The organism is Carboxydothermus ferrireducens DSM 11255, assembly GCF_000427565.1.
GTDB lineage: Bacteria > Bacillota > Z-2901 > Carboxydothermales > Carboxydothermaceae > Carboxydothermus > Carboxydothermus hydrogenoformans.
Window position 1 is genome coordinate 1 of record NZ_ATYG01000012.1, and the last position, 14,568, is coordinate 14,568.

Below are 14,568 nucleotides of genomic sequence, written 5' to 3' on the forward strand. Positions count from 1 at the left end.
AAAAAAAAAACGGTTCTGTCAGCCCCAGAAAATGGTGGTTGACAGAACCGTCCCTAAAATTACGCTTTGGCCAGGACATAGCGCGGTATTTTTAAAAGTAAAGCAAGCAATACCGCTCCGCCTAAAAGGGCAGCAGAAATTTTATAGGCCAACAGATAAGTCCCCGTCAGGTCTACCACTTTACCGGCTAAAAGCGGGCCAAAAACCCCTCCAATGCCCCAAGCGGTAAAAACCAAACCATAATTTACTCCGAGATTTTTTGTTCCATAATAATCTGCCGTAGCGGAAGGGAAAAGGCTTAATAAAGCACCGTAAGCTAAACCGGCAATTGCCGTACCAATAGCCATACTGCCGATGGTATGATAAGTTCCAAAGAGAAGCATATTAACACCGCCAACCAGGAAAACTAAAAGCATTGTGTTGACCCTGCCAATTCTATCGGAAGTCATTCCCGCCAATATTCTGCCGGAGGCATTAAAAATTGCCAGCAAAGCCACCAGCCAAAAGCCTTTTTCCCAGTTGGCCTGCTCTTTGGCAATGGTTGTAATGTGCCCGATTACCATGAGCCCAGCTGATGCCGAAAAAGCAAACATCAACCACAAAAGATAAAAACGGGAAGTTTTTAACATCTCTTGCCAGGTAAAATCCACATTAATTTTTAAAGTTTCATTGATTACTCCTGTCGCCCGGTAACCTGCGGGAGGGTCGGTTAACAATTGAGCCAGGATAACGGTAATTACCAAAAAAATCATTCCTAAATAAATAAAAGTTCTCTCTAAGCCAAAGTGATTTAAAAACCAAGTGGTAAGGGGCGAAATATACACTGAAGCCAAGCCAAATCCGCTTACTACTATTCCGGTAATTAATCCTTTCTTCTCGGGGCCGAACCATTTTACTGCTGCCGGAGTTGCCGCCGCATAGCCAAGCCCAATTCCCGTCCCTGCCAGAATTCCAAAAGAAATAATTAAACCCGTTAAGGACGGTATTAATCCTCCCAAAATCATTCCGCTACCTATTAATATTCCCCCCACCGTTGCCACCTTGCGCGGGCCTATCTGGTCCTGAAGCCGGCCGGCAAATACCATGATAATCGCAAAAACCGCACAAGCTACGGTATAGGGAACTGCCGCCTGGGTATTGCTCCATCCCTGGGCAACTAACGCTTTTTTTATTACGCTCCAACTGTACAAAACCCCAAGCATCAGGTTAATCCCGGTACCAGCAGCCGTAACCAAAATACCCTTATTCACCTTTCCCACCTCTCTTAAATAAGTATTTTTTTAATTCCACTACCCTCCTTTCCCAATTACTTACACTTAGATTATAGGTACCGTAACCCCCAGCAACAATAAATCTTATTTTAAAAGCTACATTTTGAGGTTAAGTTACCAAAATTTTCGGGTCAATCGCTGGAATTTTACAAAAACAGCAATTCAGACATTTATAAGTGCAGTTCAAGAAAAAACCCCGCCTCTTTGGCTTTAGCCTAAAGAGGCGGGGCCGTTATCCTGGCAGCAGTATCCGGCCCTCACGCGGGATACCGCGCCAAAGTTTTAACCCTTACATCTCGGCACCAAGGCCGGTATTGGCTCGAACTGCCAGTTCGGCAAATTTTTCTTCCGCCACTTTTTCCACTTTAAGATAGCTTCCCAAGATTGCCCCTAAAAAGCCCAGCGGTACACTGACAATTCCGGGATTTTTTAAGGGGAAAATTGCTTCTTTCCCCATCACATCCGGGCCAATCATTACAAGCCCTACCGAGGCAATCAAACCTGTTAGAATACCGGTCACCACTCCGGCAGTATTAAACCGCTTCCAGAACATCGATAAAACAATAACCGGTAAGTTAGCGCTGGAAGCTACGGCAAAAGCCAAAGCTACCAGGTGAGCAACGTTCATGCCTTTGGCTAAAATTCCAATTAAGATGGATAGTATCCCAACCGTTAGTGCCGTTAGTCTTGCAACCTTCACCTGCTCGGCTTCACTGGCTTTTCCTCCCCGCAATACGTTGGTATAAAAGTCATGGGCAAAAGCCGAGGAAGCAGAAATGGTAAGGCCGGCAACTACCGCTAAAATGGTTGCAAAAGCAACTGCTGCGATAAAGGCTAAGAAAAACTCTCCTCCAACAGTTCCTGGACCACCGCCAATATACTGGGCTAAAAGGGGAGCCGCCATATTACCGCCTTTATCAAAGCTTTTTACCACATCCTGCCCTACAAAATAAGCAGCTCCAAAACCGAGAAAGGTAGTCATTATATAAAAAGCGCCAATTATCACCATTGCCCAGACCACGGATTTTCTGGCTTCCTTAGCATTGGGCACGGTGTAAAATCTAACCAGAATGTGGGGAAGACCGGCAGTACCGAAGATTAGGGCAATCCCCAGGGATATTTGATCCAGCGGATTTTTGTACAAATTCCCCGGCTCTAAAAAGCTCTGACCGTATTTTTGCGAAACTGCCCCCATAAATTTAACCAGGCTAAAGTCAAAATGGGCTAATACGGCAACCGATAGTACAATCGTACCGGTCATCAAAAGAACGGCCTTAATAATTTGCACCCAGGTGGTTGCCAGCATCCCGCCGAACACCACGTATAAAATCATCAGTAAACCTACAACAATAATTGCCGTTTCGTATTTCCAACCCAGCAGGAGTTTTATCAAGTTACCCGACCCCACCATCTGGGCAATCATATAAAAAAGGCTGACAGTAATGGTGCTTAATGCCGCTACCGACCTAACGGTTTTGTTATTCATCCGGTAGGCTAAAACATCCGCCATGGTATATTTACCTGAATTCCGTAAAGGTTCCGCTACCACCAGCAAAACCGTAAGATACGCCACCAGCCAACCAACCGAATACATAAAGCCATCATAACCATAAAGACAAATTAGTCCGGCAATTCCCAAGAACGATGCAGCACTCATATAATCGCCAGCTACCGCAATACCATTTTGCCACCCGGTAATCGATCGCCCGGCAGCGTAAAATTCCGACGTCGTTTTGGTCCTTTTCGCTGCCCAGTAAGTTATGATAAGGGTAATAAGAACAATAATGGAAAACAGGGTAAACGCCAAATTAATCTTCATCCCTACCTCCCTCCTTTAACTTCCTTAATAATTTCCTCGGCCAGGGGGTCAAACACTTTGTTAGCCTTTTGCACATATAGATAAGCTAAAATCCAGGCCATGAAGAACTGGGATAAGGCAAATAAATACGCCAGATTAATACTGCCAATTACCTGCCGCTTCATAATTCCGGGAAAATAACCAACCGAAATCGGCAGTAAGAAATAGTAAATTAGGAAAAAGATGACCCCCTTTACAATAAAACTTTTCTTTTCGGCTATGAGTTTCTGGTATTTTGGGTTCTTGTCGATATGGGATAGTTTTTCCTTTAAAAGCTGCTGCTCTCTTAAATGTTCCATAAAACCTCCTCCTTTCCGGGCTTACGCCCACGTTTTTAATATTAAAGTATTATTTTTTAAATTTTCTGACAATTGTCTCTCCTTAAACGGTTTTATTTTTAGAGCCAACTGCCTAATTTCCCCTCTTTAGTTAAAACGAAAAAATAAGAAAAAAGAAAAGTGCAATTAAAACGGCTTTTTTGGCGATTCGGGGGAATTTTAGTGACAGTAAATCCAAAAAGTTATTATATTTAAAAAAAATCCCCTGGAAGGAGGGAATTTATTTGCCACAAACTCTATCCCATATCTATCCTTTTTCTTTGCTACCGGAAAATCTTTTGGAAGAATTAAGTAATAGCCTTACCTCCCGTAACTACCAGCCGGGCGAATATATCTTCAGGGAAAAAGAGCCGGCAAGAAACGGTCTTTTCCTTGTCTTTAACGGCATTTTAGAAATTGTGGTAACCAGCGAACGCGGTCAGGACCTGGTAATCGCTCTGCGCCGTCCGGGTGAGTTTTTTGGCGAGACGGTACTTTTTAGCGGTGAACCTTACCCGGCAGGTATTCGGGCCGCAACGGAAGCCTTAATTGGGTTTATCCCGAAAAATATTTTTATGGAGATTTTAAACAAAAATCTCCCTTTTACCGCCGCCTTTAACAAAATTCTTACCGACCGTCTGCGGGATTTATATTTAGAAATATCCCGGGAAAGTCAAACGGACTCCTATTCCCCTTTAAACATTATTAAAAAAGCTTCCCAACTTATGAATCCTGAAGTGGTAAAGGCAACCCCCGGTGAGTCGATTAAAACTATAGCTAACCTCATGGCCCAGCACCAGGTAAGCTCGGTAGTTATCGTTGACAATTACAATCGCCCTTTGGGAATTATCACCGAACACGACCTTGTAAGAAAAGTTTTGGCCGAAAGTAAAACTCCTACCGACTCTTTAATAGCCTTGGACATTATGAACAAAAATCCGGCAACCATAAGCCCGGATGCTTACTACTCCCAGATTCTTTTAGAAATGATTAAAAAACAAGTACGCCACCTCTTGGTAACCGAAAATGAAACCCTTTTAGGTATCATTACCTTAAAAGACCTTTTAAAGAGCCGGGAAACCGGCACCATTACCATCGTTAATTCTTTGGAGACCGCCAGTAGCCCAAAAGAAATTAAACAGGGATTGAAAGATGCCGAAGGGGTATTAACCGCTCTCGTTTCGGAAAAAGCCGGAATTGCCGAAATTTATAAAATTATGACCGAATTTTTCGACCGGGCTTACCGGAAAGCGGTAGAGCTGGCACTTACCGAAATGGAGAACGAGTCGGGGCCGCCACCCGCCGATTTTTGTTTTATTAACATGGGCAGTGCCGGTCGGGAAGAACAATATTTACGCACCGACCTGGATAACGGTCTTATCTGGGATAATCCTCAGGAGGAGCCCAAAATAGTTCAGGATTACTTTTTAAAACTTGGCCAAAAAATCAATAACCTGTTAATAGAAGTGGGTTTCAGTCCCTGTAAAGGCGGGGTTATGGCCAGTAATCCTTTTTGGAACGGACAAATAGTTCACTGGGAACAAAAACTTTTGGACTGGTTTTTAAACTTAACCGGAGAAAATATTCGCCTTTTTTCCATCTTTCTCGATTTTCGCCCGGTTTACGGTAATTTTAACTTAGCCGAAAAATTAAAGGAGCAGGTTTTAGAACAGCTTTCCCAAACCCCAATAGTGTTTTTCCATTTAGCCCGGGATGAATATCTAAATAAAGTACCGCTTAACGTCTGGCATTCGTTTATTACCCCCAGATCTGGTCCACGCAAAGATATGCTTGATTTAAAAAGACAAGGGACAATCCATTTTGTCGATGCCATCCGCCTATTTGCCTTGCGGGAAAAATACTATTCCTCCAGCGCCACTTTAACTCGCTTAAAGTTTTTAGAAACAAAACAGATTTTTTCCCGGGAAGAAATTGAAAGTTTCCAGTTTGCCTTTGAAACCATTTCCTTATTTAGAATCAAAGAAAATTTAAGCAAAATTAAAGTAAATCTTACCCCCACAAATCTTATTAACCCTTACCATTTACCCCGCAAAGACCAAATGCTTTTAAAAGAGGCTTTAATTTACGCCCAGAAGCTTCAGCAACTTACCGCCACCGCCTTCCGGGTAACCGCCTTTTAGGGAGGAATTTCAATGATAAAATCTTTAAAAAAATTTTTAGAACAAAATAAAAACCCGCTTCGCACTAAAATTGAAACGATAAATGCCTTTTATCCTTACGACATTCCGCTTTTAAATTTAACCTATACGGTAATTGACCTGGAAACCACCGGCTTAAAACCCTTTCAGGGGGACGAAATTATCGCGATTGGTGCGGTAAAAATTATTAACGGCAACATCACCCGTCCAGCCTTTCATGCTTATGTCAACCCCCAGCGGGAAATACCAGAAGTAGTCCAAAGATTAACCGGAATTAGTCCAAAAACGGTGCAAAACGCTCCTCCCCTTACTAATACCCTGACAACTTTATTAGATTTTGCCAGAAACTCGGTTATCGTTGGGCATTCGGTAAATTTTGACCTGGCTTTTTTAAATAAACATCTAAGTTCCTTAACAGGAAAAAAACTAACCCCCCGTCTCCTGGATACCGTGGATTTAGGAATATATCTCTTCCCCCGGGAGCCAAACTATTCTTTAGAAAATTTTGCCCAAAAATTTGCCATAAGCCTCCAGGGAAGACACACAGCCCTGGGAGATGCGGTAATTTGCGCTAAAGTTTTTCTGAATTTTTTAAAAATACTTGAGTTAAAAAATATAAATACTTGGTGGCAACTTTCACAAGAGATATATAAAGTCCTATAATATTTGACACTTCTCGCCTTTTCTCTCTGAAATTTTTCACTTTTCGCCTCCTCCCGAACCATATTGACAGCGAAATTTTTTTGCAGTATATTTAAATTAGCTTACTAAAGGGAGGAAGGAGTAATGGTGGCGGAAAAAAGAAGTTTTTCACAAGCTGAGCAGGCCGAACTCCAGCGTAAGTTTGGTGCGCGGGTAAACTTTAATTACAATGAGCGAATTTTATACGATCACGATGTTGGTGCCTTACCAAGCCTAATTAAGCCATTGGTAGGTAACACCACCCCCGCTGGTATAGTCCAGCCGGAAAACGAAGAAGAATTAATCTGGCTTTTCCAGTGGGCAAGAAATAAGAAAGTTCCCCTTACGCCAAGGGCTTCCGCTTCTTCCGGTTACGGTGGAGTTTTACCGGTTTTAGGCGGTTTGGTTATTGACTTATCCCGTTTTAATAAAATTATCGCCCATGATGAAAAAGCCCAAACGGTAACCGTCCAGGGCGGTGTGGTGTGGAAAGATTTAGAATATTATTTAAGTTTTTATGGTCTTGCCCCAAGAATGGTTCCTACCAGTGCCCCGGCTTCAACGGTTGGTGGTTGGGTAGCTCAGGAAGGTTCCGGTATCGGCAGTTACAAGTACGGCTGGTTTAAAGAAAATGTGGTTAGCGTCAGAGTTGTTTTAGCCAACGGCGAAGTCCGCACCTTTTCCGGAAAAGATTTAGATTTAATTTTTGGTACCATGGGAACTCTCGGGGTTATTACCGAAGTTACTTTAAAGGTAAAACCTCTTAAAGATACCCATGTAATTGCCGCAAACTTTAAATCGGCAAAAGATTTACAAAATTTTATTATTGATCTAGGAAAAAGCGGCCTTGACATCTGGCATGTTGGTTTTATCAATCCAACGGCTGCCGAATTAAAAAACCAGTTACCTCCCAAGGTACACCACGGGCACGAAGAAAAAGGTCCAACTTTGCCTAAAGGTTTTATTACCATCGTTGCTTTTGAAGATAGCAACATAGCCGGTAAAATAGAAAGTTTAGCTGCAAAAAATGGTGGAGAAATACTACCGGCGGAAATAACCAAGCACGAATGGGAACAGCGTTATAACCCCATGAAAGTTAAACGAATTGGTCCTTCATTAGTGCCGGCAGAAGTCGTGATTCCCAAGAATCGCTTAAGTGAAGTATTTAGTGAGTTTGAACGCTTGATTTCTCTTCCCTTAGTCATCGAAGGTACGGTTGTAGGCGATAGTGAAATTGTCCTTTTAGGCTTTATCCCGCACGATGAACGGAAGTTTTCTTTCAACTTTGCCTATAGCCTATCTCTTACCGTCTTAAAAACTGCGAAAAAGTTTGGCGGCAGGAGCTACGCCGCAGGGCTTTATTTAGCTAATGAAGCTCCAGCGGTATATGGCGAAAGGTTACAAAAAATTAAAGAACTAAAAGCTAAAGTGGACCCCGACGGTTTATTTAACCCCTTGAAGCTTGAAGGAAAAGGCATCATTAATACGATTATGTCCCTGGCCAATACTTTTGAAGGGGTAGCCCGGTGGTTTGGCAACAAAGCAAAACCCGATTTAGGAGAAAAATTCGAAGCGAAAAACGGAATCCCCGGAAACGTCGCCTGGTATGCTTATGCCTGTGCCCAGTGCGGTTACTGCCGCAACGTATGTACTCTATATGACGGCCGGGGTTGGGAATCAGCAAGCCCCCGGGGTAAATGGTCGTTTATTCGCAAGGTAATTGAAGGTAAAGCCAAGTTTGACCAAAAAATGGTTGATACTTTCCTGCTCTGTACTACCTGCGAGAAGTGTGACTTTGTTTGTCAGTTAGATTTACCCATTGAACCGTCCTGGGGAGTCCTGCGGGGCGACCTTGTAATGGAAAAAGGTTATATGACCTTCCCGGCCTTTGAAATGATGGCTGCCAGTTTGCAAAAAGACATCAACATCTGGGCGGGCTTTCGGGAAGACCGGGATAAATGGGTTCCCGAAGACTTAAAAGGCAAAATTAAAGACAAAGCTGAAATCGCTTATTTTGCCGGTTGCACCGCAAGTTACGTAGAAAACGATATTGCCATTGCTTCTGCTCGGCTTTTAGATGCGGCAGGCATTGAGTTTACCTACCTTGGCAAAGATGAAGCTTGCTGCGGTATACCCATGTTAGTTTCCGGGCGCTGGGATGTATTCCAGGAAATTGTTAAGCACAACATTACTGAAGCTAAAAAACGGGGTGTAAAAACGGTTGTAACTTCCTGCCCCGCCTGCTGGTTATCGTGGCATGACCTTTACCCCGAATGGGCGAAAAAGCTCGGTCTTGAATACGATATTGAAGCCAAGCATTATTCACAAGTGTTAGAAGAAAAAATTAAATCCGGCGAGCTTAAATTCACCCATGAAGTCAACGCCCGGGTTACTTTCCACGACTCGTGCCATATCGGTCGGGCGGGAGGAGTTTACGAACCCCCCCGGGAGCTTATTAAAGCGATACCCGGCGTAGAGTTCGTGGAAATGGAACATAACCGGGAAAATGCCCTTTGCTGCGGTAGCGTGTTAACCCGGATTGGCGAATCCCACCCAACTTCCGATAAATTAGGTGGAAAGCGGGTAAACGAAGCCGTTAAAGTTAATGCTGATATGCTTATAGCACTCTGTCCTTGCTGCCAGTTTCAGTTAAGGGTAGCTGCCGATAAAAACAACATCGATATGCCGGTAGTCGACTTAGCTGCCTTTGCTGCCAAGGGTTTGGGAATTGAGTTACCAAACCCCACTCCTTACGCATTAGAGTTGTGGGCCGTATTTGAAAAGATGATTGCTTTAATGACTCCGGAAGGTTTTGCTCAAGTTATGAAAGCTCTCTTCCCGCAAATGTTTAAAGCGATGCCTGGCTACATGGTAACAATGATGAAAGTTATGCGGGTAATCCCCGGCGGGCTTTCCTTAATGAAGCCAATGATGCCTAAGATGATGCCGATGTTGATGCCAATGGTAATGCCCAAGGTGCTTCCGGATATGCTAAGAGAGGTGGAAAAACGGATTCCGATGCCCGATTACATGAAGCGGCAAATGCCCAACCTGATGCCCGTAGTTATGGATCGGTTGATGCCCAAAATGCTGCCGGATGTAGCAAAACTTGTTACCGATGATATGATTTCGTATATTAAGACCAGCTTGTAATTGCCGGCTCTGATAGTTAAAAAGCCCTGCAGGAAAACTGCAGGGCTTTTTTGTTAAGGTGTTTCCACGCTTTTGGGCTTTATTTGAGAAATTTGGCGGTCTTTAGTATTTAGGTCTTTTTCACCCACCTCGTCTAAATAACTTAATAACAACGCTTTAAATTCCCTTTTGAATTTTTCGTATTCCTGGTTTAATCTTTCGTATTCTTCCATAATTTTTTGCACTTCTAACTTAGCTTGACTTATCATTTCTCCTTTTTGATTTTGCGCCGTTTTAAGAATAATTTCCGCTTCTTTTTTAGCGTTTTCGATTATTTCTCCTGCAGTTTTTTCCGCCACAATTAAAGCTTGATTTATTCTGTCTTCTAAAAGCTTAAAATTTGCTAATTGCTGTTCTTTAGCCTCAAGTAACTCTTTTAACCGTTGATTCTCGGCAAGAAGTTTTTCTAAATCCTGGGCTACCATTTCTAAAATATTATCCACTGCTTCCGGCTCGTAACCCCGAAAAACCCTTTTAAATTCTTTTGCCCTGATCTCCACCGGCAGCTGCATTTATAACCCTCCCAAAATTTAAAGGTATCGTCTTAATATTACCTTATTGCGCCCGCTTTTACTAACTCCTGCAATTTCAAGAACTTCCACCCTGCCCCGTCCCCTTAAAGAAATTACATCGCCCGGAGCAACCTCATACGAAGGTTTAACCTGCAATTTCCAGTTAACCCTTACTTTTTGTCCTTCGATTTCCTTCACCATCTGGCTTCGGGAAATTCCAAATCCGCTGGCTCCTACACTATCAAGTCTTAAGGATTTCACAAAAGCGACAACTTCCCGGGTTTTGGCTTCGGGTAACAAAAGCTCTTCCCGAACGATTTCCTTAACAGTAACACCTACCCGGTGGACTTTGTCTAACTGTTGAATTAAATATGGTACCAAATCCCGGTCTACCACCACCTGGCAACCATTGGGAATAAGAATTAAATCACCAACCTTCTCCCTTTTTATCCCCGTGCCCAGGATCGCTCCCAAAAAATCCCGGTGAGTTACCGCTTGAAATTTAAAGTTCCCCGTTATTTCTATAAATCCAAGATTAAGCTCTACATCTTCAGGAAAAACATAGATGGGGTAAAAGGCAAAACGCACTCTTTCCGCATTGGGATAACCGCCATCCACTTTATAACTTACTTCAGGATAATTTCTTAATAAGTCCCTGGTAAGCGAAGCTGCAGCCGGATCAAGAAAGTCGGTCAATACAATCTGCCCTTTGGCAGCTCGGGAAAGCAGGTCCTCAATTTCGACTTGACTTAAATCCATGCTATCACCCCAGCATTAACAGTAACTGTAAAACTGCCATTCTCATTACTTCAAGAACAAAAAACGCCACAATTGGAGAAAAATCAATCATACCTACCGGTGGAATAAGCCGCCGAAAAAGATTTAAATAAGGGTCGGTTAGCGATGTAATAAAATTAACCACTGGATGATAGGTATTAACCGGAATCCAGGTAAGTAAAACGCGGATAATAATAAGCCAGCCATAAATATTAAAGGCTAAGTTAACAAAATCCGTTAAAAAATTCATGTTCCACCTCTATTTAAGTAAGATTTTTGGCCCGTTCGTAAGCACTTTCTAAGCAGTCGGCAAACATTCCTCGAATCCCCTGTTTTTCCAATTGGTATAAACCCGCCGCCGTGGTCCCACCGGGGGTTACTACCGCATCCCGGAGAATTCCCGGATGTTCCTGAGTTTCTTTGAGCATTGCTCCTGCCCCTATCAAAGTCTGGACAACCGCGCTCCTTGCCACATCCCGGGGAAGACCCAAGCGGACCGCTCCATCAATTAATGCTTCCGCTACTAAATAAATATAAGCAGGTCCACTTCCCGCTAAGGCTGTAATCTGATCAAAATATTTCTCTTCGAGAAAAACCACTTCTCCTAAAGAATTAAAAATTTCCGCTAATAAAGCATTTGCTTTGGAGGGCGTAATCGCTATAAAACCCTGGCCAATTAAAGCCGGAGTATTGGGCATTACCCTTACCACCTCACATTCACCAGGAACCCCCCACTCGGCTATTTTTTTCAAGGAAACCCCGGCCGCCACTGAAACTAAAATTTTACCGGAAAGCCCCGGAGAGATTTCTTTTATCACACTTTCTACCAGGTACGGCTTTACCGCAACAATGACCACATCAGCTTTTTTAACCAGTAGTTCATTGGTAACCGGCTCAGCCTGCTCTAAAAAAGGTTTTAAACACTCCTGATTTTTATCGGACAGGAAAAGTTTTTTTATCGGAGAAGGTTGTTGTTTTAATAAGCCCCGGGCAATTGCCCCGCCCATTTGGCCAACACCAATTATTCCTACAGCTGGTTTCATAGTTACTCCTCCACTTTATTTAAAAGGGTTAAAAAAGGTTTTATCCCGAAACTCCCGCATTTCCCCTTCGATTAAAACATTTTGGGGAGCAAATAAATAAATCTGGGGGTTAATTTTGTGCAAATGCCCACCCAAAGCATAGGTAGTGCCCATTAGGAAATCAATAATTCTGCGGCCCAATTCCCCATCAATTCGCTCTAAATTCACCACCACCGGACTTCCGGATTTTAAACTGTCCGCAATACCTTGCACTTCATCAAAACTCCTGGGTTCAAAAACCATCATCTTGAGCATGCTCATTCCCGGCAAAGCAACTAAATTAGCTTTCCCTCTTACTTTTTTCGCCGGTTCTTTTTCTACGTACTCTTCTTCTTCCTCTTCACTGAATCCCATAAAATTTAAGACTTTATCCAAAAAACCTCCTGACATAAATACCCTCCCCTTTAATACTTTCTCTCCCCAAAAAGCAAGGTACCCAGGCGAATAATATTGGCACCTTCCTCCACCGCCACTTTATAGTCGTTAGACATGCCCATAGAAAGGTACTGGAATTTATCGTTTTCCGGATCTTTAGCCTTAAGCTTCAAAAAAAGCTCCCGCATAGCTCGGAAAACCGGTCGCACCTCTTCGGGATTTTCCACGTACGGTGCTACGGTCATTAAACCAGATACCTCAAGATTCTTAAAGTTTTCCCGAACTTCAAAGTAAAAATCCTCTACTTCTTCCGGCATTAAGCCAAATTTTGTCTCCTCCTTTGCCATGTTAACTTCTAAAAGAACAGGAACGTTAATCCCCAATCTATAAGCACGCTTATTTATTTCCTCTGCTAAATTGTAGCGATCCAATGAATGAATAAGTACAACTTTTCCTAAAATTTTATTAATTTTGTTGGTTTGCAGGTGACCGATAAAATGCCACTCTAAGTTAGGAAGCTTCTCATACTTTTCCAAAAACTCCTGAACTTTGTTCTCACCAAAAGCCTCTACACCCGCTTTACTTGCCTCTTTAATCCTTTCCACATCCACCGTTTTGGTAACTCCTAATATTTTTACCTTACTTCCTGGGCGTATTTTCGCAATCTCCCGCTTAACTTCCTGAAGCTTTTGGGATATTTCCATAATTGATCCTCCACCCTGAAATATTAATGAAACTTGTCCCCGGGTTGGACAAGAAAGGGACGGATTAAATACTTCTTCCCTATTAATTCGTCCTTGGACTCCTTTTCTCCTTCAACCAAAACATTATTTTCCCTGCTAAGTACTACTTTTACGGGAGTTAAAACGACTTCTTCATTCTTAAGCGTATAAAGATAAGTTTTTCCGGCAATTTGTTTCACCGCCGAAACCGGAACCCAAAAACCGCTATACTCTTTGGTTTTAATAAATACCGAAACCTTTCTCTGATTTAACAGCTCATCAGGGTAAAAATTAATGGAAAATAACGCAACTTCGCCATTTTTCCGGAGAAAATTAGCTTTTAACTCGTACTTTTCATTAATATTCAGGCGGTACTCTCGCCCTTCTACTAAGTTATCGCGTAAAGATAACTTAGGTATCACCAAGAGAATCGGATTTAAATTATCGATAATTTTTCCTAAAGGCTGCCCTTCCACAGCATCTCCTTCGACTTTCCTGGGTTGGTAGAGTTCCAGAATTTTACTGGGGTTTAAAGTTTCAATATTATCGGGGCCAATAAACTCCAAACCATCGGTATTGGGAACAAATATTCCGTTTACCTTTGCTTTAACCGGAATAATTTTTTGACTGGCATTATCCTTTATTTTGACAATTGTATCTCCTTTTCTAACCTTTTTCCAGGCAAGAAGAAGTTCAACCTTTCCGTTAGCTTCGGCATAAACGGGAACTTCATTTTTAAAAAGAAACCCTTCGGTTCTAACCCCATCTTCAAAAACTTTCCACTCCAAATAACCAACCGGGTTAAAGTTTTGTACTAAAAGAGTTTTTCCAAAATTTATAAGAATAAACGCAACAAAACTGCCCATTAAAAAGTAAATCAGAATCTTTTTGTTTTTTTTCTTTTTTTTCCTTTTTTTCTTTAGAAAAACAACTTTCGCGTTATTCATTTAATTCGCCCCATTACAGGTTTAAATCGAACCTTTCTCCGGTAACCAGGTAAATAACCGCCTCACCAATATTGGTAGCATAATCGGCAATCCGTTCCAAAAACCGGGCAACAAATAACAGTGAAGTAGCCTGAGCAATGGTTTTGGGGTCCTCCATCATATAAGTCAGGAGCTCCCTGAAAACCTGCGAGTAAAGATGATCAACTTCATCATCTAACGAACACATATATTTTGCTTTATCCACATCGGAACGGACATAAGCATCCAACCCTTCCTTTACCATTTGCTGGGATATTTTGGCCATTCGCGGAATATCAACTAAAGGTTTAATAAGCGGTTGTCCTGCTATCCTCTTAGTTACTCGAGCTATATCCACCGCGTGGTCGCCCATTCTTTCCAGGTTCGTTATGATTTTTATCCCGGTAATTATCCGCCTTAAATCCCGGGCTATTGGTTGTTGCGTGGCTATTAAGGTGACCAAACGATCTTCAATTTCCGTTTCTAAATAGTTAATATCCCGGTCCCCGTTAATTACCCTTTGAGCTAAATCCACATCTTGTTTGGCCAGAGATTCAACCGCATCATAAATTGCCCTTTCCACCATGCTACCCATCCGTAATATTTCGTTTTCCAATTCATTTAACGCTTTATCAAAATTTTGCCGAGCTGTCATTA

14 protein-coding genes are annotated in these 14,568 nt (G+C 42.3%); 3 read left to right on the top strand and 11 right to left on the bottom strand.

All coding sequences use genetic code 11. From position 1 onward, the window contains the following. Nucleotides 1–59: 59 nt before the first annotated feature. The 3 genes from CARFE_RS0104955 to CARFE_RS0104965 all read right to left on the bottom strand — a co-directional run bounded on the left by CARFE_RS0104955 (nt 60) and on the right by CARFE_RS0104965 (nt 3,428). A complete protein-coding gene (locus tag CARFE_RS0104955) occupies nt 60–1,250 on the bottom strand; it encodes an L-lactate MFS transporter (RefSeq protein ID WP_245570756.1) in 1,191 nt (396 codons plus the stop codon). 310 nt (nt 1,251–1,560) lie between these two features. Beyond that, on the bottom strand, nt 1,561–3,090 hold the full coding sequence (locus tag CARFE_RS0104960; protein ID WP_028051954.1) for a solute symporter family protein: 1,530 nt from the start codon (nt 3,088–3,090) through the stop codon (nt 1,561–1,563). A 2-nt stretch (nt 3,091–3,092) separates the two neighbouring features. Continuing rightward, nucleotides 3,093–3,428: a DUF485 domain-containing protein gene (locus tag CARFE_RS0104965; RefSeq protein WP_051250166.1), complete on the bottom strand. Its 336-nt coding sequence runs from the start codon at nt 3,426–3,428 to the stop codon at nt 3,093–3,095. Nucleotides 3,429–3,691: 263 nt separating this feature from the next. Here CARFE_RS0104965 and CARFE_RS0104970 point away from each other — a divergent pair, with 263 nt between their 5' ends. The 3 genes from CARFE_RS0104970 to CARFE_RS0104980 all read left to right on the top strand — a co-directional run bounded on the left by CARFE_RS0104970 (nt 3,692) and on the right by CARFE_RS0104980 (nt 9,439). Next, nucleotides 3,692–5,587: a DUF294 nucleotidyltransferase-like domain-containing protein gene (locus tag CARFE_RS0104970; RefSeq protein WP_028051956.1), complete on the top strand. Its 1,896-nt coding sequence runs from the start codon at nt 3,692–3,694 to the stop codon at nt 5,585–5,587. A gap of 12 nt (nt 5,588–5,599) precedes the next feature. Further along, nucleotides 5,600–6,268 carry a 3'-5' exonuclease gene (locus CARFE_RS0104975; RefSeq protein WP_011344928.1) on the top strand — a complete coding sequence of 223 codons (669 nt, stop codon included), beginning with the start codon at nt 5,600–5,602 and terminating at the stop codon, nt 6,266–6,268. Nucleotides 6,269–6,391: 123 nt separating this feature from the next. After that, nucleotides 6,392–9,439 (top strand): FAD-binding and (Fe-S)-binding domain-containing protein, encoded by a 3,048-nt coding sequence (locus CARFE_RS0104980; protein ID WP_028051957.1) that lies wholly within the window; start codon nt 6,392–6,394, stop codon nt 9,437–9,439. A gap of 53 nt (nt 9,440–9,492) precedes the next feature. Here CARFE_RS0104980 and CARFE_RS14335 read toward each other — a convergent pair whose 3' ends face one another. The 8 genes from CARFE_RS14335 to phoU are packed head-to-tail and all read right to left on the bottom strand — an operon-like array spanning nt 9,493 to nt 14,566. Beyond that, on the bottom strand, nt 9,493–9,990 hold the full coding sequence (locus CARFE_RS14335) for a DivIVA domain-containing protein (RefSeq protein WP_051250167.1): 498 nt from the start codon (nt 9,988–9,990) through the stop codon (nt 9,493–9,495). Nucleotides 9,991–10,008: 18 nt separating this feature from the next. Beyond that, a complete protein-coding gene (locus tag CARFE_RS14340) occupies nt 10,009–10,749 on the bottom strand; it encodes a YlmH family RNA-binding protein (RefSeq protein WP_051250168.1) in 741 nt (246 codons plus the stop codon). Between the two features lie 4 nt (nt 10,750–10,753). Then, on the bottom strand, nt 10,754–11,017 hold the full coding sequence (locus CARFE_RS0104995) for a YggT family protein (protein ID WP_011344932.1): 264 nt from the start codon (nt 11,015–11,017) through the stop codon (nt 10,754–10,756). Nucleotides 11,018–11,030: 13 nt separating this feature from the next. Continuing rightward, a complete protein-coding gene (gene proC / locus CARFE_RS0105000) occupies nt 11,031–11,810 on the bottom strand; it encodes a pyrroline-5-carboxylate reductase (RefSeq protein ID WP_028051958.1) in 780 nt (259 codons plus the stop codon). A 15-nt stretch (nt 11,811–11,825) separates the two neighbouring features. Continuing rightward, nucleotides 11,826–12,239: a cell division protein SepF gene (locus CARFE_RS0105005; protein ID WP_011344934.1), complete on the bottom strand. Its 414-nt coding sequence runs from the start codon at nt 12,237–12,239 to the stop codon at nt 11,826–11,828. 14 nt (nt 12,240–12,253) lie between these two features. Beyond that, entirely contained in the window at nt 12,254–12,928 is a 675-nt protein-coding gene (locus CARFE_RS0105010) for a YggS family pyridoxal phosphate-dependent enzyme (protein WP_011344935.1), read from the bottom strand. Nucleotides 12,929–12,951: 23 nt separating this feature from the next. After that, the gene (locus CARFE_RS0105015; protein ID WP_028051959.1) at nt 12,952–13,893 is read right to left on the bottom strand and encodes an HlyD family efflux transporter periplasmic adaptor subunit; all 942 of its coding nucleotides are present in this window, start codon (nt 13,891–13,893) and stop codon (nt 12,952–12,954) included. Nucleotides 13,894–13,906: 13 nt separating this feature from the next. Then, on the bottom strand, nt 13,907–14,566 hold the full coding sequence (gene phoU / locus CARFE_RS0105020; RefSeq protein WP_011344937.1) for a phosphate signaling complex protein PhoU: 660 nt from the start codon (nt 14,564–14,566) through the stop codon (nt 13,907–13,909). Nucleotides 14,567–14,568: the final 2 nt, after the last annotated feature.

Coding starts and splice junctions, on each gene's coding strand:
- CARFE_RS0104960 (WP_028051954.1), bottom strand. CDS start 3,090: ATGAAGATTAATTTGGCGTTTACCCTGTTTTCCATTATTGTTCTTATT.
- CARFE_RS0104965 (WP_051250166.1), bottom strand. CDS start 3,428: ATGGAACATTTAAGAGAGCAGCAGCTTTTAAAGGAAAAACTATCCCAT.
- CARFE_RS0104975 (WP_011344928.1), top strand. CDS start 5,600: ATGATAAAATCTTTAAAAAAATTTTTAGAACAAAATAAAAACCCGCTT.
- CARFE_RS0104980 (WP_028051957.1), top strand. CDS start 6,392: ATGGTGGCGGAAAAAAGAAGTTTTTCACAAGCTGAGCAGGCCGAACTC.
- CARFE_RS14335 (WP_051250167.1), bottom strand. CDS start 9,990: ATGCAGCTGCCGGTGGAGATCAGGGCAAAAGAATTTAAAAGGGTTTTT.
- CARFE_RS14340 (WP_051250168.1), bottom strand. CDS start 10,749: ATGGATTTAAGTCAAGTCGAAATTGAGGACCTGCTTTCCCGAGCTGCC.
- CARFE_RS0104995 (WP_011344932.1), bottom strand. CDS start 11,017: ATGAATTTTTTAACGGATTTTGTTAACTTAGCCTTTAATATTTATGGC.
- proC (WP_028051958.1), bottom strand. CDS start 11,810: ATGAAACCAGCTGTAGGAATAATTGGTGTTGGCCAAATGGGCGGGGCA.
- CARFE_RS0105005 (WP_011344934.1), bottom strand. CDS start 12,239: ATGTCAGGAGGTTTTTTGGATAAAGTCTTAAATTTTATGGGATTCAGT.
- CARFE_RS0105010 (WP_011344935.1), bottom strand. CDS start 12,928: ATGGAAATATCCCAAAAGCTTCAGGAAGTTAAGCGGGAGATTGCGAAA.
- CARFE_RS0105015 (WP_028051959.1), bottom strand. CDS start 13,893: ATGAATAACGCGAAAGTTGTTTTTCTAAAGAAAAAAAGGAAAAAAAAG.
- phoU (WP_011344937.1), bottom strand. CDS start 14,566: ATGACAGCTCGGCAAAATTTTGATAAAGCGTTAAATGAATTGGAAAAC.